The sequence below is a fragment of the Mesorhizobium sp. C395A genome, assembly GCF_030323205.1.
In the GTDB taxonomy this organism is placed as follows: Bacteria; Pseudomonadota; Alphaproteobacteria; order Rhizobiales; family Rhizobiaceae; genus Mesorhizobium.
Window position 1 is genome coordinate 5,631,483 of record NZ_CP100473.1, and the last position, 21,784, is coordinate 5,653,266.

Genomic DNA, 21,784 nt, shown 5'->3' on the forward strand with positions numbered 1-21,784 from the left:
CCTGAATTGCCTGGAAAATGAATTACCTGGAAAAATCGCTGCGCACGATGCCGTGCCGCTGCAGCTTGTCGTAGAAGGTCTTGCGCGGAATGCCGAGCGCTTCGATCGTGCGCCGGACATCGCCGTCATTGCGGCCAAGTGCCTCGCGGATGACATCGGCTTCATAGCGTTCCAGCCGTTCCGGCAATGAACTGGCGTCATCCGGCTCCGCCGATGCGGAAGGTGGCGCTTGCGCCGCTTCCTCGAGTCCCAGCACGAAACGCTCGGCGAAATGCGCGAGTTCACGCACATTGCCCGGCCAGTCGTGCTGGCTCAGATGGCGGTGCACTGAGGCAGGCACGGCTGGCATTTGCCGGCGGAAGCGGGCGGCTGCACGCTCGGCGAAGTAGAAGAACAGCAGGGCGACGTCGTCGCGGCGTTCGCGCAGCGGCGGGATCGAGATCGTCACCACATTGAGCCGGTAGTAGAGATCCTCGCGGAAGGCGCCGCGCCGGCTGGCATCGCCGAGATCGACCTTGGCGGCGGCGACGACGCGCAGGTCGACCGGCCGGATTTCATTGGTGCCGAGCGGCGTCACCTCGCGCATTTCCAGCACCCGCAGCATCTGCACCTGGGTCGAGGCCGGCATGCTTTCGATCTCGTCGAGGAACAGCGTGCCGCCGCTCGAATGCTCGATCCGGCCGATGCGCTTCTTCTGTGCGCCGGTGAAGGCGCCGGCCTCATGGCCGAACAGTTCGCTTTCGATCACCGTATCCGGCAGCGTGCCGCAATTCAGCGCCACGAAATTGCCCTTGGCGCGGCGGCTCCAGCGATGCAGCAGGCCCGCCACCACCTCCTTGCCTGAGCCGGTCTCGCCGGTCACCAGAACGTCGACATCGGTGTCTGCGATTTGCCGCAGCGTGCGGCGCAGCCGCTCCATCGCCGGCGTCTGCCCGATAAGCGGCAGGCCGTCCTGCGCCTGTTCGGCGCTTTCGCGCAAGGCGCGGTTCTCCATCACCAGCCGGCGCTTTTCCGCCGCCCGTGCCACACTTTGCGCCAGCCGGTCGGCGGCGAAAGGCTTGGTGATGAAGTCGTAGGCGCCATCCTTGATCGCCTTGACCGCAACCGCGATGTCGCCATGCCCGGTGACCAGGATGACCGGAATGTCGGCATCAAGCTGCAAGACGCGGTCGAAGAGCTGCAGGCCGTCAATGCCGGGCATGCGGATGTCGGACACCACCACGCCGGGAAAATTGGCGTCGAGCCCGGCCAGCGCCTCGGCCGCCACCGCAAAGGCCGAGACGGAAAAACCAGCGAGTTCCAGCGTCTGCCGAGTGGCCCTCAGCAATTCGCTGTCGTCGTCGATCAATACGACCGGTGCGGTGTCCATCATGCTGCCCTGGCGAGGTGAATGGTAAAGCGCGTGCCGGCCTGGCCGCTCGCCACCTCGATGCGCCCGCCATAATCGGCGACGATGTCCTGCGAGATGACGAGGCCGAGCCCCAGGCCTTTTTCCTTCGAGGTGTTGAACGGCGTGAACAATGACTTGAGGATGGCAGGCGAAATGCCCGGCCCATTGTCGGCGACGGCAAGCGCCACGCCGTCGGCCGTCTCCTGGGCCGACACCTGCACCCTGGCGCCGTCGCGCCCGTCCAGCGCTTCCAGCGCATTCTGGAACAGGTTGATCAGCACCTGTTCGAGCCGCAGCCGGTTGCCCATCACCTTGAGCGTTACCGGCGGCAGCGTGATATCGAGCGCGTCCAGCCGGCCGGCAAAGCGGCTTCTGAGCAGCACCACGGCGCCCTCGATGACGCCGCGCAGTTCGACCGGTTCGGCTGCCGTGCGCCCCTTGCGGGCAAAGACCTTCAACTCTTCGGTGATGCCGCCGATGCGCTCGGTCAGCGCGGCAATCGCTCCAAGGTTCTCCTCGGCCGAGGCGGTCTGCTTGCGCTCCAGGAACACACGCGCATTGTCGGCATAGGCGCGGATGGTCGCCACCGGCTGGTTGATCTCATGCGCGACGCCGGCGGCAACCTGGCCGAGGGTAGCAAGACGGTTGGCCTGCACCAATTCCTGCTGCATGACCTGCAGCTTGGCTTCGGTGCTGCGGTGATCGGTGATCTCGGCCTGCAGCCGGTCGCGAGCCAGGCTGAGGTCATGCGTACGCTCGACGACGCGGCGCTCGAGCTCGATGCGCGCTGCCTGTTCGGCGGCGATGCGCATCTGCGCCGACTGACGGCGCCACAGGAGGTAGCCGGCCAGCGCCAGCAACGGCACCACGACGCCCAGCGCCAGCAGCCGCATCTCACGCACCGCAGCCGCGATCGGCGCTTCGACCGGCACGAGATAATCGAGCCGCCATGGCGTCGATTGGACCAGTGTCGAAAGCCTGAGATATTCGGCATCGCTGCCGCCCGGTGTTATCGCATGCACCATCGACACGTCAGGGCTCAATGCCTCGGGGCGTGTGATCGGCAAGGGGATCAGCGGCGCGTTGCCGAATTGCTGGCTGCTCCGGATGGCGGCAGCCACCGGGCCGGCCAGCGGCGCGGTGGTCATGAAGCGCCAGGACGGCACGCTGGTGATCAGCACGACGCCGTGGTCGTCGCTGACATAGGCCGGCCGGTTGGCCTCATGCCAGTCGGCTTCAAGCTGGTCGAATTCCATCTTGACGACGACGACGCCGAGCGGTGCCGCCGCATTGCCGACGCGACGCGAAATGTAGAGGCCGGGGCGCTTGCTGGTGTTGCCCAGCGCAAAATATTCGGCCGTTCCCGATTGCATGGCGCCGGAGAAATAGGCGCGGAAGCCATAGTCGTTGCCGACGAAGCTGGTTGTTTCGCGCCAGTTGCTGGAGGCGATCGCAAACCCGTCGACGCCGGTGACGTAAAGCACCGAAGCCTTGGTGCCGGAGACCAGCCCTTCGAGCTTGCGGTTGAGCACGTCGATCGTGACAGCGCCCTTGTTCTGCAGGGCGTCGTGCACCTGCTGGTCCTCGGACAAGAGCAGCGGCAGCGCCCGCGGGCTTTCCAGCACGGCGCGCAGCAACGCTACCTTCAGATTGGCATCGGTGCGGCCTTGCGCCGCCAGTGCCGCGACCTCGGCGCGGCGCGCGTAGAAGCCGGCGCCGGTGAGCGCCGTGGCAACGATCACCAGCGCGATCGCCGCAAACAGGAGCCAGGCGCGACGCGCGCTTTTGCCGAGTTGCTCGGACGTCGGCGACAGGACCGCGGCAGGGCGTTGCAGCATTCCCTATTTGTGCATAATTTCGCACAAAGCACAATTCAATCATGCGGATGTCCGCACTTGCGGTTGAGCGGCATCAGCCTCCATCGGTCGAATACCCAACAAAATCAATGGCTGCGGTAATGCCGCACAGTCTGGCACGGCAGTTGCAATCACCGATACAGCAGTCGCAAGGCTGCGGAAACAACTGCCCCGGGAGGTCGAGCTTTCGATCGGGGCGCCATGGAGGACGTCATGCAGCCAGCATTCGCTGCCGCCGAACCGCGCGGCAAGCTACCCTTTTACCGTCATCTCTACGTGCAGGTCCTGACGGCGATCGCCGCCGGCGTGCTGCTCGGTCATTTCTATCCCGAACTCGGTGCTTCGCTGAAGCCGCTCGGCGATGCCTTCATCAAGCTGGTCAAGATGGTGATCGCGCCGGTCATCTTCCTGACGGTGACCACCGGCATTGCCGGCGTCTCCGACCTGAAAAAGGTTGGCCGCGTCGCCGGCAAGGCGATGATCTATTTCCTGGTCTTTTCGACCCTGGCGCTGGTCGTCGGCATGGTCGTCTCCAACGTCGTCCAACCGGGCGCCGGCATGCACATCAATGCGGCGACGCTCGACCCCTCGAAGGTCGCCACCTTCACAGAGAAGGCGCATGACACGACCATCGTCGGCTTCCTGCTCAACATCATCCCCGACACCATCACTGGCGCCTTCGCGCAAGGCGACATTCTGCAAGTGCTGTTCTTCTCGGTACTGTTCGGCATCTCTCTCGCTCTGGTCGGCGAGCGCGGCCGCCCGGTCGTCGATTTCCTGCAGGCGCTGACCTCGCCTATCTTCCGCCTGGTCGCCATCCTGATGAAGGCCGCCCCCATCGGCGCCTTCGGCGCCATGGCCTTCACCGTCGGCAAATACGGCATCGGCGCGATTGCCAACCTCGCCTTTCTGATCGGCACCTTCTACCTGACGTCGCTGCTCTTCGTGCTGGTCGTGCTCGGCGCTGTCGCTTGGTACAACGGCTTCTCGATCCTCGCCTTGATCCGCTACATCAAGGAAGAGCTGCTGCTGGTGCTCGGCACCTCGTCCTCGGAAGCCGCTCTTCCCGGCCTGATGGCCAAGATGGAGCGCGCCGGCTGCAACCGCTCGGTGGTCGGCCTGGTCATCCCGACCGGCTATTCCTTCAACCTCGACGGCACCAACATCTACATGACGCTGGCGGCGCTGTTCATCGCCCAGGCGACCGATACGCCGCTCACCTATGGCGACCAGATTCTGCTGCTGCTCGTCGCCATGCTGAGCTCCAAGGGTGCCGCCGGCATCACCGGCGCCGGCTTTATCACGCTGGCCGCCACGCTCTCGGTGGTGCCTACTGTGCCGGTCGCCGGCATGGCACTGATCCTCGGCGTCGACCGCTTCATGTCGGAATGCCGGGCGCTGACCAACTTCGTCGGCAATGCAGTGGCGACGATCGTCGTGGCGCGCTGGGAAGGCGAGCTCGACCAGACCAAGTTCGCCGCCGCCATGGCCGGCACATTGTCCGAGGAAGCCGACCTCGCGCTGTCGGGCGATCTGCAGCCCGCCTGACCGCTCCGGGCACTGATGTTGGAGCACAAGGCCGCAGCCGATTCGGTTGCGGCCTTTCCTTTTCCGCCTGCACGTGGCTGGCGCTGGCCGGGCCCTCCCGGGTAGGGTGCGGACGTAAAACCGAAAGGCCGGCGCATGAGCAATCCGTACCCCGAAATCTACCTCGTCCGTCACGGCGAGACGGAGTGGAGCGCTTCGGGAAAACACACCGGCCGCACCGACATACCGTTGACGGCAAAGGGCGAGGCGGCAGCTCGCGGCGTGGCAGACCGGCTCAAGCATCTGTCCTTCCAGGCGGTGTGGTCGAGCCCGTCGCAGCGCGCCTTCAGCACCTGCACGCTTGCCGGCTTCGGCGCTGCTGCCGTCAAGAAGGACGACCTGCAGGAATGGGACTATGGCGCCTATGAGGGCGTTAAGACCAAGGAGATTCTTGTGCAGCGTCCCGGCTGGCAATTGTTCCGTGACGGCTGTCCCGACGGCGAGTCGGTAGCGGATGTTGGTGCCAGGGCCGACAGGATCATCGCCGGGCTGCAGGCAATCGAGGGCAATGTGCTGGTGTTTTCAAGCTCGCATTTCCTGCGCGTGCTGGCCGCGCGCTGGCTCGGTCTGCCACCCGAAGGCGGTGCGCACTTCGTACTTGATACCGCGAGCCTCAGCATCCTCGGCTATGAGCACGATCTGAGCGAGCCGGTGATACGCACGTGGAACCAGAAGTAGAGTTTCGCGGCAAGCCTGCCTCTTAACGCGCGAGCACCGCCAATTCCTCCGATGTCAGATGCCGCGCCTTGCCCTTGGCGAGCTCGCCGAGCTGCAAACCGCCGATCGCCACCCGAACCAGCCTCAGCACCTCGATGTCGAATGCCCCGAGCAGGCGGCGGATCTGGCGGTTGCGGCCCTCGTCGAGCACGATTTCCAGCCAGGCAGTGCGGCCGCCGCTGCGCAGCAGTTCGATCGAACTTGCGGTCAGCAGTTCGCCGTCGACGATCGCTCCGTCGCGAAAGCGCGCCAGCATCGCTTCGTCGGGCGCGGTGCCGATCTGGACATGATAGGTCTTGGCGACATGCGAGGCCGGATCGAGCAGGCGGTTGGCCCAGCGCGTGTCGTTGGTCATCAGCAACAGGCCTTCGCTGGCCTTGTCGAGGCGGCCGACCGGCGACACGAAAGGCAACTCCAGATCCGCCAGGCAGTCATAGACGGTGCCACGATCCTGCGGGTCATCGCGCGTGGTGACCTGTCCGCGCGACTTATTGATCATCAGGTAGACTTTTGCCTCGCCGACGATCTGCTCGCCGTCGACAGCGATGCGGTCGCGGCCGAGATCGACACGCAGCGACGGATCGCGCACCACCTTGCCGCCAACCCGCACGCGCCCTTCGGCGATCAGCAACTCGGCCTGCTTGCGCGAACACAGGCCGAGTTTGGAAAGCGCCCGGTTCAGGCTGACGCCTGCCTTGGCGGCCTGGTGTTGGGCGATGTCTGGTGGCCGTGCCATGTCCTGCTTGCCATCCCAATGATCGGCACCGACAAATGCCACGCCCCGCATTGGCTTCGCAACCTGCCGCGGCATCAACATCACGGGTTAGCGGGAGCGGGGCTGTTCTCAAATACGATGTGTCAGGGGGCGGGCTCAACAGCCCGCCATGGAACGCTGCCCCGCGACGGACGTTGTTGCCGACGAGCGATTTGTCGCGAAAGGCACCGCCATGAAGAAAATCTACCAAAAGCCGACGCTCGTGAAGCGAGGCAGGCTCACCAGCCTGACGGCTCAGATCGTCGCTTCTGGGGTCATTCTGGGTGAATGATCCCCAGATAAAGGAAGGGATAAATCGATGAGCGAGCGCGGCGTTGATTTCCTGCAGGGCTGGATCCACGAGCACCTGCCGGGCGAACCGCCTGCCAACAAGGCAACGGCTCGAACCCTGACCACGCGAGCTGCCCTGGATGCTCGGCATTTAGGCCTTGAGGTCAGCGAGATCGAAGAGGAGTTCGGTTCGTTGGAACGGGTGATTTTCGAGGCGCTCGATCAGCCCGATATATGAACCCATTGCAGGCGATATCGGCCCATCGCAATCCTGGCGGGGGCTTTTCCGTGATGGCATCCGTGGGTGCGCAGCCCTAGGCAGCCCGCGCAGCTGACGCTCCCCGTGCCGGCGGCAATTCGAACACAGTGGCGCCGTTCTCTCGGCCGCGTTCGACATAACCGATGACGCGGAACCATTTGCCGAGGTCGGCCCGCTGCAGCCAGCTGCGCGAGTGGATGGGCAGGTTGCCGGCCAGCGCCTGAATGTGGCGGATGTGGCGCCTGCAGAAGCGGACCGTCGCGGCGCTGAAGAAACCCTCCTGCGCGGCAAACAGCGTGTCGGCGGCGTCGCTGTTTTCGTGCCAGGCGACGATCGCCACCGTCTTGTCGCCGTCGACCAGCGCGTGCGCCCGGCCTTCCTTCAAATTCATCATCAGATTGTCGTAGGCGACCTTGCTGTCCTTGCCGGCGGCCACATACTCGTCCGACATCCGCGTGGACAGATCGCGGAAGACACTTTCGAGATCGCCGATCGTAGCTGCGCGTGCTCGCATTTCTCCTCCTGCAGCCCCGGCAGGCAGTTTGCCCTAGGCAGACGGGATCACCAAGCAAATCAAATCCGCCATTTGGCCGATGCGCGCAAAGTGATTTCAGAAGGCGGGTTTATTGCGTTGGCAAATCGCTCCCGTGGAACCGAACTTGCCTCCCCCGAATTGACTCGCGATCGCGTTCGGGAGGGGAAGCATGCAAGATCAGCATTTCGATGAGCCGGTTCGCGTGGCGCTCGGCAGGTCCAGAAACACGATCTACAAGGTGGAGCGTGTCGCGCAGGCCGCTGACATCCTCATGAACCGATGGCCCGTGAAGACAGGCGGCTATCACGTCGCCGCCCGTAAAGCCTGCCTTGGCGTTCTGGAAGGCCTTCAAGAGGCGCGCTATGCCCGCGCCGCCTTCGTCAACGCGGCGATCGAGGCCGATATACTGCTCGAGCGCGACCGCGAGGGTTGAGCGGTCCATCGCCTCTTTGTTTGGCGTGAGGTAAACTGGCAGACCGGTCGGGAGCCTTCCATGTGCAACGACTATGAGCAGCATATTCTCTGGGCTGAATATTGCCGGATGCTGGAGTCGCTGGCACTCGAGATCCCGACCCATCAGACCGAACTTGACCTGCCGCGGGTTGATCACATCCATATCAACGATCCAGCCCCGATCATGCGCGCCGCCGGCGACACTGGCGTTGTTGAACTGACGTCGATGACGTTTGGATTTCCGCCGGCCGGCCCGAAAGGCGGACCAGTGTTCAACTTCCGCTCCGAAGGCCGGCAATTCGCCGGCAGCAAACGCTGCCTCGTGCCGGCATCCGCCTTCTTCGAGTTCACGGGCACGAAGTATCCGAAGGCAAAGCATCGCTTCACGCTCAACGGCTCGCCGTTCATGGCCATCGCAGGGCTTTGGCGTGAAGCTGCCGGCAACAAGCCGCCAACCTTCACCATGCTGACAACCGAGCTTGGACCGGATATTGCGCCCTATCACATCGGCAGGTCGTGGTGCTTCGGCCCGGCGATTGGGCGGCTTGGCTCAGTCTGACGAAGCCGGAAGCCGAACTGCTGCAGCCGCTTCCAGCCGGCTCGCTGCGCGTGGAGACCGTGCGCCCCGAAAGTTCATAACTCGGTTGCGCAGGCTTGCCGGCACAGCCGGCAGGCCGAAATCAGGAATCCGTCGGTGCGGCGCCAGGAAGTCAAGCCCTTGATGTTCAGAGAAAACTGGTGCCCAGAGGCGGAATCCAAGTGGAGAAAATCCCGTTTTCGTTTCAGAGACTTATGCGAAGGTTGGCCGCATCTGCTACCAACAGAAATACCAACAAAATATTTCTGTGGATTGGTTCGGTTCCTGATATTTCTCTCAATGCCTCGCACCTGCACCTTGTCTTTTCCGGTTCGGTCTAGATCCTTCTTGGTTATCTATCATCATGCGGGGGGGTCAAGTGAAGACCACGGCTGGCCAAGACGACTCAATGAAAACGATGGCCGTCTGCGGCCCTAATGCGCCCTGGTATCGGCCGTTCGTTCACGCAGCTTAAGCCTGGAAGCTTCCGTTCCCTGACCAGCGGACGTAGCCGGGCGAGCTTATTAGCGCCGCAGCGGTATCACTTAACCGGTGTTATCAACGGAGCCGGGCGCCTGTGTACGGCATAGGTCAGGATCGCGTGGTGGTTGCAGAAGCATTCGATCGCGAACTCGTGTCGGACTCCGTTCGCGTCCGTCAACACGACGGTTCCGTCGAAAATCGGACCTCTCCTAGCCCGGCCGGCACTGGCCCTGAGAAAGTTCCAACAGAATTCCTGAGTGATCCCCGGAAACCGCGTCCTGAACGCGGGTGAGCGGATGAAGTATCGCACGTCCTTGCCGCCGGGGTCGCGGCCGATATCGTCGTGGTGCGGATGGGCGCTGACCATCCCGAATGCCGGCGTTTCGCCATCCCGCTCCTCGACCGTGCGCCATAACGTGGTGGTTATCGTATTGCCGTAGCGCTTGGCCAGATTCTGGATGGACTTGAAGGTAATCTCGACGTCGCGAGCCTCGCACGCGAAACGGTCCTGAAGGAACAGCAAGCGTGCGGCGGCGAAATTAGCCTCCGCCTCCACATTGGCGTGGCAGTTCGGATCGAGCGTGTACTGATCGTCGCCGAACAGGAAATCCTTGTGCCAGGGAATGAAACTATGCCCAACCTCATGGGCCTCGATCCATCGTTTCTTCGCGTCGGGAACCTGTTGGTCGATCAGGATGCGATTGCCGTCGGGTATCCATAAGGCGGAGAGGTTGGCCTTCTTGATCACGTCGATCAGAATGGTCGGACGGGCGATAACCTGCTTGCCCGCCACCTTCATCCTATGCGCGACTTCCTGCAGGAGCGTCGGATTGGACAAGCTATAGTACTTGAGGTCTAGCGCGAGCAACTGCCGGACCTCCGGGAGACGGAGGGGCGGTTCGGGATTGCCGAGTTCGCGGAGAATCCTGTCAACGAGTCCTCGGATGTCGTCCGCCTCATATGCTCCGACCGTCCCCTCCATCATCGGTTCATTTCTGCCCCAGCACCAGAAACTTGACGAAACTGTCCAAGACCTGTTGCTCGTGCTTACTGAGCTTGGACAAATCATCGGACTTAGCCGCGAACTTCTGGGCCTCTTCCTGCAGGACCTCGTCTCTAGTAACCGTAGCGCCAGAGAGCTTCATCAGCGCTCGTGGCGGCATCCTAAAAAACTCGGCCAACTGGTGAACGGTCCTCGGCCTGGGTTTGTAGTTGGGGTCCCGTTCGATCAACCTGATCTCGGCGGCCTCCACCCGCGCCTTTGCGCCCAAGGTTTCAACCGACAATTGGTCGCGTCGTCTCAACTGGCGTATGAAGACCCCGAAGGCGTGCTTCATTTCGACCACGTTGCCCGCGTCCGACACAAGTTCGGACGGCAGGAACATCCCTATATTGTCGATGGCTTCCAACGGCCATCCCGCGTCATGGTCCGTATCCGGATCGGACTCGATCTTTCGCCGGAGCCAGTCGGGTGAGATAAGCATCTCCATCATCTGCTCCTTCTGTTTAAGTGAGGAAGGCGCGCGCTTGTGCTTCGGTCATCTCAAAGTAGCGCATGCGCGTGTCGTCGATTTCCAGGTCGGTCATTCCAACCACATCTCGATACCAAGCTTCGGCCTGTGGCAAGGCGTGCAGGCCTACCCGTCCCCTGAATTCCTCTTGAACACTCAAGCTGATCGCGGCAACCATCATGATGCGCCCCACGCCCTTGAAACGAGGGGACGCATCGAAACGCGGTCTGTTCCAAGGCGCGGTAGCCAGCAGGTCCACCGTGACCAGCGGCTTGCCGCGTTGCGAGGGTTCTTTGGCAAAACCTGCAGTCGTCACGAGCATCAGGCCCTGTGTGGCACCTTCCGCCACGATCGCGAACGACTGCCGGTCAAGCCGGTTTGACGCCATGTCGACTTTCTCGGACCATCGCCAATGAGCGTCCTGGATGTCGTTATCGGCGAGGAATTGCAGGTTGTATTGGCCGGCGGCTTTCAGTTCCGCAATCCTGGCTTCCATGAGCGGGCGCCACGAGCCGTCTATATCGGCGACATTGCCGGCATCCGCGGGGCTGAGGAGATGGGATTCCGTGAACTTGCCGGTCCGACGGTCTAACAGGTCGTAGGTACCGATGAGGCTACCCGACATGGCTTCAGCTCAGCATCATGAGCTCGGCCTTTTCCTTGGTGGAAGGGTGTTCGAAGAATACCTTCTCGCCGCGTTCTATTCTGTCCGTGATGGATTGGTAGAGCCTGAGGGCCTGTCGGACTAGGGCGGTCTTGGACAAACCTTTTTCATCGGCGAGGCGATCGACCAGATCCATCTCCTGCGAACTCAAATTCAGCGTCATCGTACGTTTTTCAACCATAGGGTCCTCCTTGACGGCCGCGCGTTCATATCATTATCCACGACGCTAGTCAACAATTAATAGCTACCGTTCACGTATTGACTAGCTAAGAAATAGCTACTATTTGATGTGATATCGAGGCGCAGGAGAGACCAAATGAACGACAGCGATCCCATTCGCAGCATCCATATCGCAGGCACCGACCCAGTGTTCCGCGCGGTTCCCGTAAATGACCAGACCCCCTCAGGCGACCAGATCGCCCTCGCCGCGGGGTTTTCGTCCGACGATTACAGCTATGTCCTGCAGATGCGGGACAACGGCGAACTTGAGGACGTCCGCAGCCGCGAATCCGTGCCCTTGTCCGACGGACAGCGGTTTATCGTCGCCCTGAGCGACCGATCCTACCGGCTTGCCTTCGCCGGCGGCCCCCTGGATTGGCCCGCGCGCTTCATCACGGCCGGAACCTTGCGCAAGCTGAAGGGCGTGGCTGCCGACAAGAGCATCTATCTGGAAAAGACGGACGAGCCCGACTTTCCCCTCGATGAGGACGACGTCATCGACCTGGATGAAGATGGCGTCGAAAGCTTCAAGGCGGGCAAGCTTGCGGGGCCGAAGAAGCAGACGGTGCGCGTCAAGCACCTGGGTGAACTGGAAACGGTGCGCTTCAAGGCCGAGTCCGGTACTACTCTGCAGTCGATCTGGGACCGGGCCTACGAGGAGCTCGACGTCATGCGCAACGAGCGTGACGTGTTCCAGGCCGAGACGGACGTCGGGACAGTGAGCCTGATGGACCACCTCGACCTTCCTCTCGAGACGGCCCAGCAGGAAGGTTTGTGCGACAAGAAGTTCGAGATCGCGGCCAGGACCGGGGGGGCCTGAAATGGCATCGCATGGCGTCCGGCCCACCATTGACCTGCAGGCAGGCACGCAAGTGCTAGGCCAGCACTTGCCGCGGGTGCTGTCCTTCAGGGGCCAGACGATAGAAGAGCTCGGCTGGAGCCGGCCATCGGACCGGACGCTTCTTGTCCCCATGCGCGGCACTTTCGGCGGAAATACCGAAGAGTATCTTCTCCGGCTCGATTTTCTTGCCGGTTCGGACTGGCCGCCCAGCGCCAGGTTCGTCAATCCGGCGACCCTTGACTACGCCGGCCTAGCCGAACAGCACCATCTGCCCCAACTGACCTCGCCGGAGGTCCACGTCCATCCGGCTTACCAGAACCCCAGCGGGCAAAAGATCCAGCTCGTGTGCTGTTCCGCTGTGTTCGAATACTACGACGTCAATCACGGCGGTGAAGACACCACCCTCTGGCGCACGGGCGATACCTTTAATCATACGTTGGTGGCGATCGAACGTGCTTTCCGCAACCACTATTCGGGAAGATTCGATCGTCATGCAGGATGAATACCTATTGTGGCGCGACCCGGCACCCGGGCCCTATGTGCCGATCGGATCCGTCCTTCGCTTACCTCCGACTGCGATTTCGGCGACACGCGAACTGCTTCAGCGCGCAGGCCGCCGGGAATCGTGTGTTTTCTGGTACGGCGAGCGGGACGGCGATACCGCCCTTGTGCGATCGGTCCGGGCGCCCACGCAGCGATCTATGCCCGGAAACTATCATGTGGAGCCGGATGCGATCAGCGAAATGGTGCGCGATCTGCCCGAAGGGTGGAAGCCCTTGGCTCAGATTCACAGCCATCCCGGCATGGGCACGGAACACTCGCGATATGATGACCGCATGATTTCGAGCCGCCGGATTCTTTCGCTCGTATTCCCGATATACGGCGTCCCGGCCGCGCCCTGGCCGCAAGGCATCGGCGTGCACGAGTGGCAGAACGATTATTGGCACATGCTATCCCCAGGGCAGGTCCATGGCCGCCTTGAGGTGATCGCCGCACCGGCAGTGGACAGAAGGGATTTCCGATGAGTGGCTTGGCATTGGGGGATCGTCATTCCCGACCGTTGGATGGTTTGGGGGACGTCGCGTCGCCTAAAACGATCCTCATTCGTGCCGGCGACGTATCAGGGGCAGTCAATCGCCAACACCTTCTGGTCTGTCTCGTCAATCTACTGGCTAGGCTGCATGGCTTGGTCGGTTCGATCCGGGTCGCGGTAAAAGGCGAGATGACGGTCGTCACGCCGAACGGGGCCGGTCCGGCAAATGCCTTCCAGGCCGTCGAGAACCTCGCGTCCTGGGCCAACGGCGGGCGGATACCGGTGCTTCCACCCGATGGCGTGGAGGACTTGACCATAGATATGACCGGTCAGATGCGTGGAGGCGCGAGCATCTATGTTTGGGGAGAGGGGTGGAAAGCCTGGATCGGCTCCGCTCCGCGAGCCTTCGGTGGTTCTTTCGGCCGGCGCGATTGCCTCGGCCCATACCTGGCAGCGGCCTTGGCAGCAGGCGAGGTCTTCAAGCACGCCAAAGGCTTGAAGAAAGGACGCTTCGCCCGGGATGACGCGTATTCCCTGTGGTCGGGGGAATCCGGCCGCTGGGAAGTATTGGAAGACGGTCCAGCCGTATCGGACACGCGCTTGCCCCCTTTGTATGTCGTCGGGGCAGGCGCCGTCGGTCAGGGGATCATCCAGGTGTTGGGCGCCAGCGAATTGGCAAGCTCATTCCTCGTTACCATCGATCATGACCGCCACGACCTCGAGGGCACCAATCTTAACCGGTGCTTTTTGGCCGGCCTCGACGATCTCGACCGACCTAAGGTCGAGGCCGTGGAGCGATACAGGACCTTCAGCGGACTGGGGGGCTTGGAACATTCCGGAACGCTTCGGGATTACATCCTCTCGAGCCGGTCAGGCCTGCATCCGAAGCTCGATCTGGCGGAAGCGCGGGACTCGTACGAACTCGTGGTATCGGCCGTGGACATCAATACGTCCCGTCAGGACATCCAGGGTCTGTGCCCCCGCGTCGTCGTGGGCGGAAGTACAGACGGCTTAAGGGCTCAAGCGGTGATATACGGCCTCGTCGAACAAGCCGAATGCCTGGGCTGTTGGAACGTGCCCGACGACGGAAGGGCCAAGGCCGCTGCCCGGGAAGCGGCCCTACGGGCAATGTCGCCGGAAGAACGACGGAAGGAATTGGCCGGACAGGTCGAAAACCTTGATGCAGCCTTGTCCTATCTCGCTTCTGCCGAGCCCAGATGCGGACAGTTGGGAGAAAGCGATGTCAAGAGCTTCGTAGACCGGATGCCTCCGGAGTTTTCGGCTTCGTTCGTGTCCATGGCGGCCGCCACGATGGCCGCAGCCAGCCTATTTCGTGTCACATCGGGATTGTCTTCAGATGTGAACTTGCAACCCAAGACAATTCTCCAGTTCAAGAACTTGTCGATGGCTAAAACGGTGACTGCGCGACGGAGCGGTTGCGCGCATTGCTGTGTTGTCCGTGAGGCCGGTTCTCCGGCGAAACTCGGCTAGTACTTGGCCGCGGTCGATAACTCGGTCCCCTTGGACACTACCGAAACATTTGGGCCCTGATACGCCACCACCCGGGCAGGCACGCCACCCCAGAGTCGCGTCGGTACCCTCATCGCTGAACAGACAACTGACCTTCTGGACCTTTGGTGCCGCAAGGTGAAGCGACACAGAGGGCGCTGCACTTGTTCAACGCTATCCATTTTTCGGCGGCTTCTAAGGCAAGGGTTGCCAAAAGTAGACGGTCGGCTCCCGGCCCCCCTCCTGAACGTTTGTGCTCTGGCCAATAGCGGCCTGAGGAGAAACGATATGGGACATTCGCAGTATGACCTCGCCGGACAAGGCCGTCCCGGTAGTGTGCTGAGAGTTCTGCAAATTCGCTGAGAGGGGGCGGTCATGGCAGGCTGGTGATTGTTCACTTCACCTGATTCCCGCGAAGGAACGCCACCATGGCCAAGACTCATTTCTCTGGGTTATTTCATTCCTCCCGGAATGTCCGACTGATTTGGTCCGACAGCGGCTTCACGAAATAGGAAAGCGCCGTACGCTCGCCCGTCTCGACCATCGCTTCGGCCGGCATACCGGGCACGAGCGTCAGGCCCTTGAGCTTCGTCAGTTCCGCCTGCGGAACTGACAGGCGCACCAGGTAGTACGAAATGCCGTTTTTTTCATCCGTCGCCAGATCGGCTGCGATCCGGCTGACATATCCGTTCAATATCGGCGTGGTTCTCAGATTGAAGGCTGACATCCGCAGCACGGCCTTGTGACCAAGCTGGATTTGGTCGATGTCCTTCGGGGTGATTCGTACTTCAAGCGCAAGATCGTCGCCTTCCGGCACGATTAGCATGATCGGATCGGCGGGCGTAATCACTCCGCCGACCGTATGAATTGCGAGTTGTTGAATGGCGCCTGACTGCGGCGCGACGATATCGATCCGCCGCAGTTCCTGCTCAACCGCCACCTTGCGCTCAACATACTCCCCGACCTGCGCCTGAACCTCTCTGAGCTCCTGGCCGACTTCCGACTTGAAATCCTGATCGATCTGCGGGATCTGCAGGCGCGTTTCGGCTATGCGGGCTGCCGTCTGTGCCTGATCTGCGATCTTCTCACCGCGCTCGCCACCGAAAGTGGCAACCTGGATCTTCAGGCTGTTCAACCGTTGGTCCGAGACAATGCCTTGCTTGCGCAGCCCACTTAGAACAGCAATTTCCTTTTGGAGAACCTCGATCATTTTTTCACAGGCAATTTCCTGCGCCTTGAGTCCTTCGATCTCGTGGTGATATTGAGTAATGCGTTCCGCCAATTGCGCCTGCTTCCCGTCGCGGGATTGCCTGCGGAATTCGAACAGCAGCATCTCGCTATCTATTGCCGAAGCTACGTCTGGAACATCTCTTCGGGCGAGTAGCCAGTCCGGGAAGGCGATTTCCGCGAGATCGTCACGCTCAGCATCGAGTCGTGCCAGGTAGGCGGCCAGCTCATCGAGCCGCTTGGTGACTATGGCGAGATTAGCGCGCGTCTGGGTAGCATCGAGCCGCATGAGGATGTCGCCGGCTTTTACTTTATCCCCTTCGCGCACCAGGATTTCTCCGACCACCCCGCCAGTCGGGTGCTGCACCTTCTTGACATAGGAAACGACGACAAAGTGTCCGGACGCTACAACCGCACCGGAGAGATTCGTGAAGGTCGCCCAGGCTCCGGCTCCTCCCACAAAGATCACGCTCGCCAGAAGGCCCGCCACCAGGTGGCGGCGAATGGAGCTTGAAACGTCATTGTTCTGATCAATGCCGGACACCGGTATCCTCCATGTCAGCGCGCTCTGCCACGTGATCCTGTGTAGACTCGATGGCCTTCAGGACTTTGGAACGCGCACCGAATGCTCGCTGCCGTCCACCTTCCATCACCAACACCAAATCGACGGCGCTGATGACGCTCGGCTGATGGCAGACGACAACCGCAATGCCTTTGCGCTCGCGCACGGAGGCGATCGCCTTAGCGACTGCAGCTTCGCCTTCCGCATCGAGATGGGTATTGGGTTCATCCAGCACAACAAGGAAAGGGTCTCGATAAAGGGCCCGGGCAAGACCGATAAGCTGACGCTGCCCGGCGGAAAGTGCCGATCCGACCTCACCGACCGGAGTTTCGTATCCGTGCTCAAATCGGAGGATGAGTTCGTGGGTGCCCGCTGCTTTCGCCGCGGCGACAATAGCCTCAGGGTCAGGATCATCTTCAAAACGAGCGATGTTTTCGGCAATGGTGCCGTCGAACAATTCAACACCTTGTGGCAGATAGCCGATATGACGGCCTAGTGCTTCCCGGTCCCATTGATCGAGGCTTGCGCTGTCGATGCGAACCTTCCCGGCGACCGGCGTCCATGCGCCGACGATGGCGCGCGAGAGTGTCGACTTGCCCGAACCCGATGCGCCGATGACCCCGAGTGCGCTTCCCGCCTGAATGGCAAACGCAAGGCCGGTCACGGTCAGCTTGCTTTCGCCGGGCGGAACGATTGTCACGCTTTCGAGGCGCAGTTCGCGTTCAGGTGCAGGCATTAGCATAACAGGAGCGGTTTCAGGAACCTTTTCCAAGAGGTCCTCCAGCCGCGCCCAACTCTGGCGCGCAATGAGGAAGGGTTTCCAGCTTGAAATGGCCAGATCGACCGGAGCCAGCGCACGCCCCATCATGATCGAACTGACAATCATGACCCCGGCCGTAGCCTCCTGCCTGACGACAAGGTACGCACCTACGGTAAGAATGGCCGATTGCACCTGCAGGCGCAAGTCGGCATTGCAACGCGCTGCTTGCAGCAGACCATTGCGTGCCATGTTATGGGCAACGGTATCGCTTATCGGCCCTTGCGAGAGAGTGTTCGCAAGGAGTGTCAGAGATGTGAGACCGACCGCCCCGATAAGTGCCGTCATGCCGATCCAGAAATGAAGGAGGAAGCAAATGCCAAGATAAAACAGCATCCATGGCAGATCGAAGAACGCTGTCGGACCGTTTCCACCTAAGAAGCCGCGAACATTGTCGAGATCGCGAAGCGGCTGCAAGCCGTCGCCCGGCATGCGCGTTGAAAGCGGAAGGCGAACGATCGCATCGTGAACGCGTCCGGAAAACTGTCCATCGAAACGCTCGCCAATCCGCAGCAGCACGCGGGCGCGCAAAATGTCGAGCAGGCATTGGAACGCATAAAGCCCCGCAGCAAGCACGACGAGCCCCACTAGCGTGGATACGCTGCCACTTGCCAGAACGCGGTCATAGACCTGAAGCATGAACAGCGGCGAGATGAGCGCAAGCACGTTGACCACGCCGCTGATCAACACAATGCCCCAAATCGCGGAAGTCAGAGGGAAGGGTCTCAAAGCTGAATCCTTTAAGGAATGGTTGTCACGTAAGTCTCCGGAGGCTGGCGACCCAGCTCCTATATTGCTCCCCGACCGGCAACCGACTGCATCCGCTCGCTGGTTCAGGATCAGTGCTCCCGCCGAATATGTTTGGTCCCGGCATTTAATGGAGCGCGTCAACAACACCGTCCGGCTGAAGGTTTGGAAGGGATTCATCGTGGTCGGCCGCAAGGGCCCGAACAGGCTTCCGCCTCCACACCTTCAGTGGGATTTCGGTGCACGACCAGCGCGACGCGCAGGGCTTCGTCACTGTACACGCTGACTGCTCCCGGGCGCCCCGGCCCATGGCAAGTAGCGGAAACGGGAAAGCGCCCGCCCAGGGGGGCGGGGCGGGCGCGGTTCCGTATGGGTTTTCTGGATCAAACGAAGGTGAAGTCGGACGCGGTCAGGCCCAGGTCTGCCACGGTGACCACACCGCCCAGGTGGGCGAACTCGTGCGCGCTGCCGTCGGCGGTGACATAGGCCAGAGTTGCGAGTCTGTCGGTGTAGCTGCTTTGGTAGACAATGATGTCGCCGGCGTGCTCGCCGGAGATCGCACTCGCCGCCTCATTAGCAGAGTTGAAAGATTCGCCAGTGATCACCACGACGTGTTCGCCGTTCGCACCCGAGGCCGCACCGCTGTAGAAGCTGCTCACCGGGTAGCCGGACTGTATGCTGGCGTTGTTGACGAAGTTCGCGCCAAAACCATCGTTGTAGAGGCCCACCGCATCGAAGGCGAACTTGTCCTCCGCCGGGTTGAAATCGGTGATAGTGGTAATGTCCGACGTCGACCCGACAACCCCAGGCACCGGATTGTGGAACTGGAACACGAACGTGTCACTGTCGCTGCCCCCGGTCAACGTGTCCTGGCCGTCACCCACGTAGAGGACATCCTGGCCGGGTCCGCCGCTGAGCCTGTCATTGTCCTCACCGGAGACGCGCGCGTTGAAGCGGCCGTTGTCGCCGGAGAGATCGTCCCAGCCATCTCCGCCGAAGATGCGGTCGTTACCCTTGCCGCCGATGGCTCGGTCACTGCCCGCGCCACCCGAGATCTCGTCGTTGCCGCCACGACCGTCAAGCCAGTCACCGCCCTGGTAACCCTCGATCCAGTCAACACCCTCGGTGCCGAGGAGTGTTTCGGAACCCGGGCCACCTTCGATAATCTTTGCCATTGAAAATACTCCTAATGATGCCCCTGCCTGAGTCGTTCATATTCGTCATCGGACAATTGGAGAAATCGATTGCTTGGATAGGCATACATTTACGAAATGGATGCATTCTCGTTCACTTCGCCCTTCTGCTGAGCAGTTGCGGGCTCGCAGGCGGCGGGGACACGCCCCAGGCAATCGGCCCGAACATTCACACTCAAAGAACGGTCCAGGAAAACTTGGCAACCGGTCGTCCTGGTTGGGCCGCCCTCGGAAGAACGGGCATGGGGCTGTGTTGCCGAGTCGCGCCGGCACTGCCCATTGCGAGCAATGGAACGTTAGGGAGCGCGTTCGCGCGAGCCGAGATCGGAACCGACAGGCGCACCAGGTAGTACGAAATGCCGGGTTCACCAGGATTTCTCCGACAACCCCGCCAGTCGGGTGCGGTATCTTCTCACTAGGAAACCACGACAAAGTGTCCGGACGCTACAACCGCACCGGAGAGATTCGTGAAGGTCGCCCAGGCTCCGGCTCCTCCCACAAAGATCACGCTCGCCAGAAGGCCCGCCACCAGGTGCCGGCGAATGGACTCGAAACGTCATTGTTCTGATGAATGCCGGACACCGGGATCCTCCATGTCAGCGCGCTCTGCCACGTGATCCTGTGTAGACTCGATGGCCTTCAGGACTTTGGAACGCGCACCGAATGATCGCTGCCGTCCACCTTCCATCACCAACACCAAATCGACGGCGCGGATGGCGCTCGGCCGATGGGCGACGACAACCGCAATGCCCTTGCGCTCGCGCACGGAGGCGATCGCATTAACGACTGCAGCTTCGCCTTCCGCGTCGAGATGGGCATTGGGTTCATCCAGCACGACAAGGAAAGGGTCTCGATAAAGGGCCCGGGCAAGACCGATAAGCTGACGCTGCCCGGCGGAAAGTGCCGATCCGGCCTCACCAATCGGAGTTTCGTATCCGTGCTCAAATCGGAGGATCAGTTCGTGCGTGCCCGCTGCTTTCGCCGCGGCGACAATAGCCTCAGGGTCAGGATCATCTTCAAAACGAGCGATGTTTTCGGCAATGGTGCCATCGAACAATTCAACACCTTGTGGCAGATAGCCGATGTGACGGCCTAGTGCTTCCCGGTCCCATTGATCGAGGCTTGCGCTGTCGATGCGAACCTTCCCGGCGACCGGCGTCCATGCGCCGACGATGGCGCGCGAGAGTGTCGACTTGCCCGAGCCCGACGGGCCGATGACCCCGAGTGCGCTTCCCGCCTGAATGGCAAACGCAAGGCCGGTCACGGTCGGCTTGCTTTCGCCGGGCGGAACGATTGTCACGCTTTCGAGGCGCAGTTCGCGTTCAGGTGCAGGCATTAGCATAACAGGAGCGGTTTCAGGAACCTTTTCCAAGAGGTCCTCCAGCCGCGCCCAACCCTGGCGCGCCATGAGGAAGGGTTTCCAGCTTGAAATGGCGAGGTCGACCGGAGCCAGCGCACGCCCCATCATGATCGAACTGGCAATCATGACCCCGGCCGTAGCCTCTTCCCTGACGACAAGGTACGCACCGACGGCAAGAATGGCCGATTGCAGCAGCACGCGCAGCGACTTTGAAATGGCACCCAGCCCACCTGCCACGTCCCCAGCTTTCCGGTTGGCGGCCAGACACTTGGCATTGGCCTTTTGCCATCGGGCAGCGATCCGCTTTCCAAGACCGAGAGCTTGCACGACCTCGGCATTGCAACGCGCTGCTTGCAGCAGACCATTGCGTGCCATGTTGTGGGCAACGGTATCGCTTATCGGCCCTTGCGAGAGAGTGTTGGCAAGGAGTGTCAGAGATGTGAGACCGACCGCCCCGATAAGTGCCGTCATGCCGATCCAGAAATGAAGGAGGAAGCAAATGCCAAGATAAAACAGCATCCATGGCAGATCGAAGAACGCTGTCGGACCGTTTCCACCTAAGAAGCCGCGAACATTGTCGAGATCGCGAAGCGGCTGCAAGCCGTCGCCCGGCATGCGCGTTGAAAGCGGAAGGCGAACGATCGCATCGTGAACGCGTCCGGAAAACTGTCCATCGAAACGCTCGCCAATCCGCAGCAGCACGCGGGCGCGCAAAATGTCGAGCAGGCATTGGAACGCATAAAGCCCCGCAGCAAGCACGACGAGCCCCACTAGCGTGGATACGCTGCCACTTGCCAGAACGCGGTCATAGACCTGAAGCATGAACAGCGGCGAGATGAGCGCAAGCACGTTGACCACGCCGCTGATCAACACAATGCCCCAAATCGCGGAAGTCAGAGGGAAGGGTCTCAAAGCTGAATCCTTTAAGGAATGGTTGTCACGTAAGTCTCCGGAGGCTGGCGACCCAGCTCCTATATTGCTCCCCGACCGGCAACCGACTGCATCCGCTCGCTGGTTCAGGATCAGTGCTCCCGCCGAATATGTTTGGTCCCGGCATTTAATGGAGCGCGTCAACAACACCGTCCGGCTGAAGGTTTGGAAGGGATTCATCGTGGTCGGCCGCAAGGGCCCGAACAGGCTTCCGCCTCCACACCTTCAGGCGCGTTCATATTCGTCATCGGACAATTGCAGAAATCGAT

The 21,784-nt window shown here is 61.4% G+C and carries 21 protein-coding genes and 2 pseudogenes; 10 read left to right on the forward strand and 13 right to left on the reverse strand.

The window, feature by feature from the left end; genetic code table 11:
- Positions 1-22 precede the first annotated feature (22 nt).
- Positions 23-1,372 (reverse strand): sigma-54-dependent transcriptional regulator, encoded by a 1,350-nt coding sequence (locus tag NLY37_RS27340; protein ID WP_023696667.1) that lies wholly within the window; start codon positions 1,370-1,372, stop codon positions 23-25.
- Positions 1,369-3,228: a sensor histidine kinase gene (locus NLY37_RS27345; RefSeq protein WP_023696666.1), complete on the reverse strand. Its 1,860-nt coding sequence runs from the start codon at positions 3,226-3,228 to the stop codon at positions 1,369-1,371. The genes NLY37_RS27340 and NLY37_RS27345 overlap by 4 nt, the downstream gene beginning before the upstream one ends.
- Positions 3,229-3,459: 231 nt before the next feature.
- Here NLY37_RS27345 and NLY37_RS27350 point away from each other — a divergent pair, with 231 nt between their 5' ends.
- The gene (locus NLY37_RS27350) at positions 3,460-4,794 is read left to right on the forward strand and encodes a dicarboxylate/amino acid:cation symporter (RefSeq protein ID WP_023681916.1); all 1,335 of its coding nucleotides are present in this window, start codon (positions 3,460-3,462) and stop codon (positions 4,792-4,794) included.
- A 135-nt stretch (positions 4,795-4,929) separates the two neighbouring features.
- Positions 4,930-5,511 carry a histidine phosphatase family protein gene (locus NLY37_RS27355; protein WP_023741257.1) on the forward strand — a complete coding sequence of 194 codons (582 nt, stop codon included), beginning with the start codon at positions 4,930-4,932 and terminating at the stop codon, positions 5,509-5,511.
- Positions 5,512-5,533: 22 nt separating this feature from the next.
- On the opposite strand, the gene NLY37_RS27360 is transcribed toward NLY37_RS27355, so the two are convergent.
- Positions 5,534-6,286: a pseudouridine synthase gene (locus NLY37_RS27360; protein ID WP_023741256.1), complete on the reverse strand. Its 753-nt coding sequence runs from the start codon at positions 6,284-6,286 to the stop codon at positions 5,534-5,536.
- Between the two features lie 148 nt (positions 6,287-6,434).
- On the opposite strand from NLY37_RS27360, the gene NLY37_RS27365 reads away from it, so the two are divergent.
- Positions 6,435-6,596 carry a hypothetical protein gene (locus tag NLY37_RS27365; RefSeq protein ID WP_023669672.1) on the forward strand — a complete coding sequence of 54 codons (162 nt, stop codon included), beginning with the start codon at positions 6,435-6,437 and terminating at the stop codon, positions 6,594-6,596.
- A gap of 27 nt (positions 6,597-6,623) precedes the next feature.
- Entirely contained in the window at positions 6,624-6,833 is a 210-nt protein-coding gene (locus NLY37_RS27370) for a DUF768 domain-containing protein (protein WP_023741255.1), read from the forward strand.
- A gap of 76 nt (positions 6,834-6,909) precedes the next feature.
- On the opposite strand, the gene NLY37_RS27375 is transcribed toward NLY37_RS27370, so the two are convergent.
- A complete protein-coding gene (locus tag NLY37_RS27375; RefSeq protein WP_023741254.1) occupies positions 6,910-7,368 on the reverse strand; it encodes a hypothetical protein in 459 nt (152 codons plus the stop codon).
- Between the two features lie 190 nt (positions 7,369-7,558).
- On the opposite strand from NLY37_RS27375, the gene NLY37_RS27380 reads away from it, so the two are divergent.
- Positions 7,559-7,822 (forward strand): DUF982 domain-containing protein, encoded by a 264-nt coding sequence (locus NLY37_RS27380; protein ID WP_023681913.1) that lies wholly within the window; start codon positions 7,559-7,561, stop codon positions 7,820-7,822.
- Positions 7,823-7,882: 60 nt separating this feature from the next.
- A pseudogene (locus NLY37_RS27385) lies at positions 7,883-8,481 on the forward strand (SOS response-associated peptidase).
- 479 nt (positions 8,482-8,960) lie between these two features.
- On the opposite strand, the gene NLY37_RS27390 reads toward NLY37_RS27385, so the two are convergent.
- The 4 genes from NLY37_RS27390 to NLY37_RS27405 are packed head-to-tail and all read right to left on the reverse strand — an operon-like array spanning position 8,961 to position 11,258.
- Entirely contained in the window at positions 8,961-9,887 is a 927-nt protein-coding gene (locus tag NLY37_RS27390) for an ImmA/IrrE family metallo-endopeptidase (protein ID WP_023731944.1), read from the reverse strand.
- 4 nt (positions 9,888-9,891) lie between these two features.
- On the reverse strand, positions 9,892-10,395 hold the full coding sequence (locus NLY37_RS27395) for a helix-turn-helix domain-containing protein (RefSeq protein ID WP_198024931.1): 504 nt from the start codon (positions 10,393-10,395) through the stop codon (positions 9,892-9,894).
- Positions 10,396-10,408: 13 nt separating this feature from the next.
- Positions 10,409-11,038: a hypothetical protein gene (locus tag NLY37_RS27400; RefSeq protein ID WP_023686068.1), complete on the reverse strand. Its 630-nt coding sequence runs from the start codon at positions 11,036-11,038 to the stop codon at positions 10,409-10,411.
- A gap of 4 nt (positions 11,039-11,042) precedes the next feature.
- Positions 11,043-11,258 carry a ribbon-helix-helix protein, CopG family gene (locus NLY37_RS27405; RefSeq protein WP_023686067.1) on the reverse strand — a complete coding sequence of 72 codons (216 nt, stop codon included), beginning with the start codon at positions 11,256-11,258 and terminating at the stop codon, positions 11,043-11,045.
- 135 nt (positions 11,259-11,393) lie between these two features.
- On the opposite strand from NLY37_RS27405, the gene NLY37_RS27410 reads away from it, so the two are divergent.
- From NLY37_RS27410 to NLY37_RS27425, 4 genes are read left to right on the forward strand one after another with little or no spacing between them, the layout of a single operon-like run.
- The gene (locus tag NLY37_RS27410; RefSeq protein WP_023741252.1) at positions 11,394-12,116 is read left to right on the forward strand and encodes a multiubiquitin domain-containing protein; all 723 of its coding nucleotides are present in this window, start codon (positions 11,394-11,396) and stop codon (positions 12,114-12,116) included.
- A 1-nt stretch (position 12,117) separates the two neighbouring features.
- Positions 12,118-12,639: a hypothetical protein gene (locus NLY37_RS27415; RefSeq protein ID WP_023731941.1), complete on the forward strand. Its 522-nt coding sequence runs from the start codon at positions 12,118-12,120 to the stop codon at positions 12,637-12,639.
- Positions 12,590-13,162, forward strand: a complete 573-nt coding sequence (locus NLY37_RS27420) for a Mov34/MPN/PAD-1 family protein (RefSeq protein WP_198020118.1) — start codon at positions 12,590-12,592, stop codon at positions 13,160-13,162. Before NLY37_RS27415 ends, NLY37_RS27420 begins: the two co-directional genes overlap by 50 nt.
- The gene (locus NLY37_RS27425; RefSeq protein ID WP_023731939.1) at positions 13,159-14,661 is read left to right on the forward strand and encodes a ThiF family adenylyltransferase; all 1,503 of its coding nucleotides are present in this window, start codon (positions 13,159-13,161) and stop codon (positions 14,659-14,661) included. Before NLY37_RS27420 ends, NLY37_RS27425 begins: the two co-directional genes overlap by 4 nt.
- A gap of 475 nt (positions 14,662-15,136) precedes the next feature.
- Here the strand turns inward: NLY37_RS27425 and NLY37_RS27430 are convergent, their stop codons facing one another.
- The 5 genes and pseudogenes from NLY37_RS27430 to NLY37_RS27450 form a co-directional block, all read right to left on the reverse strand.
- Positions 15,137-16,450: an HlyD family type I secretion periplasmic adaptor subunit gene (locus tag NLY37_RS27430; protein ID WP_286440850.1), complete on the reverse strand. Its 1,314-nt coding sequence runs from the start codon at positions 16,448-16,450 to the stop codon at positions 15,137-15,139.
- The gene (locus NLY37_RS27435) at positions 16,437-17,972 is read right to left on the reverse strand and encodes a type I secretion system permease/ATPase (protein ID WP_502882086.1); all 1,536 of its coding nucleotides are present in this window, start codon (positions 17,970-17,972) and stop codon (positions 16,437-16,439) included. Before NLY37_RS27435 ends, NLY37_RS27430 begins: the two co-directional genes overlap by 14 nt.
- A 443-nt stretch (positions 17,973-18,415) precedes the next feature.
- A complete protein-coding gene (locus NLY37_RS27440; RefSeq protein WP_023686103.1) occupies positions 18,416-19,207 on the reverse strand; it encodes a calcium-binding protein in 792 nt (263 codons plus the stop codon).
- 369 nt (positions 19,208-19,576) lie between these two features.
- A pseudogene (locus NLY37_RS27445) lies at positions 19,577-19,807 on the reverse strand (HlyD family type I secretion periplasmic adaptor subunit); the annotation flags it as partial.
- Positions 19,782-21,497 carry a type I secretion system permease/ATPase gene (locus NLY37_RS27450; protein ID WP_286440852.1) on the reverse strand — a complete coding sequence of 572 codons (1,716 nt, stop codon included), beginning with the start codon at positions 21,495-21,497 and terminating at the stop codon, positions 19,782-19,784. The gene NLY37_RS27450 and the pseudogene NLY37_RS27445, both read right to left, overlap by 26 nt.
- Positions 21,498-21,784: the final 287 nt, after the last annotated feature.

Bases quoted from the DNA above. Each gene is read 5' to 3' on its own strand.
- NLY37_RS27340 (WP_023696667.1), bottom strand. From the start codon at position 1,372: ATGATGGACACCGCACCGGTCGTATTGATCGACGACGACAGCGAATTG.
- NLY37_RS27345 (WP_023696666.1), bottom strand. From the start codon at position 3,228: ATGCTGCAACGCCCTGCCGCGGTCCTGTCGCCGACGTCCGAGCAACTC.
- NLY37_RS27350 (WP_023681916.1), top strand. From the start codon at position 3,460: ATGCAGCCAGCATTCGCTGCCGCCGAACCGCGCGGCAAGCTACCCTTT.
- NLY37_RS27355 (WP_023741257.1), top strand. From the start codon at position 4,930: ATGAGCAATCCGTACCCCGAAATCTACCTCGTCCGTCACGGCGAGACG.
- NLY37_RS27360 (WP_023741256.1), bottom strand. From the start codon at position 6,286: ATGGCACGGCCACCAGACATCGCCCAACACCAGGCCGCCAAGGCAGGC.
- NLY37_RS27365 (WP_023669672.1), top strand. From the start codon at position 6,435: ATGGAACGCTGCCCCGCGACGGACGTTGTTGCCGACGAGCGATTTGTC.
- NLY37_RS27370 (WP_023741255.1), top strand. From the start codon at position 6,624: ATGAGCGAGCGCGGCGTTGATTTCCTGCAGGGCTGGATCCACGAGCAC.
- NLY37_RS27375 (WP_023741254.1), bottom strand. From the start codon at position 7,368: ATGCGAGCACGCGCAGCTACGATCGGCGATCTCGAAAGTGTCTTCCGC.
- NLY37_RS27380 (WP_023681913.1), top strand. From the start codon at position 7,559: ATGCAAGATCAGCATTTCGATGAGCCGGTTCGCGTGGCGCTCGGCAGG.
- NLY37_RS27390 (WP_023731944.1), bottom strand. From the start codon at position 9,887: ATGATGGAGGGGACGGTCGGAGCATATGAGGCGGACGACATCCGAGGA.
- NLY37_RS27395 (WP_198024931.1), bottom strand. From the start codon at position 10,395: ATGATGGAGATGCTTATCTCACCCGACTGGCTCCGGCGAAAGATCGAG.
- NLY37_RS27400 (WP_023686068.1), bottom strand. From the start codon at position 11,038: ATGTCGGGTAGCCTCATCGGTACCTACGACCTGTTAGACCGTCGGACC.
- NLY37_RS27405 (WP_023686067.1), bottom strand. From the start codon at position 11,258: ATGGTTGAAAAACGTACGATGACGCTGAATTTGAGTTCGCAGGAGATG.
- NLY37_RS27410 (WP_023741252.1), top strand. From the start codon at position 11,394: ATGAACGACAGCGATCCCATTCGCAGCATCCATATCGCAGGCACCGAC.
- NLY37_RS27415 (WP_023731941.1), top strand. From the start codon at position 12,118: ATGGCATCGCATGGCGTCCGGCCCACCATTGACCTGCAGGCAGGCACG.
- NLY37_RS27425 (WP_023731939.1), top strand. From the start codon at position 13,159: ATGAGTGGCTTGGCATTGGGGGATCGTCATTCCCGACCGTTGGATGGT.
- NLY37_RS27440 (WP_023686103.1), bottom strand. From the start codon at position 19,207: ATGGCAAAGATTATCGAAGGTGGCCCGGGTTCCGAAACACTCCTCGGC.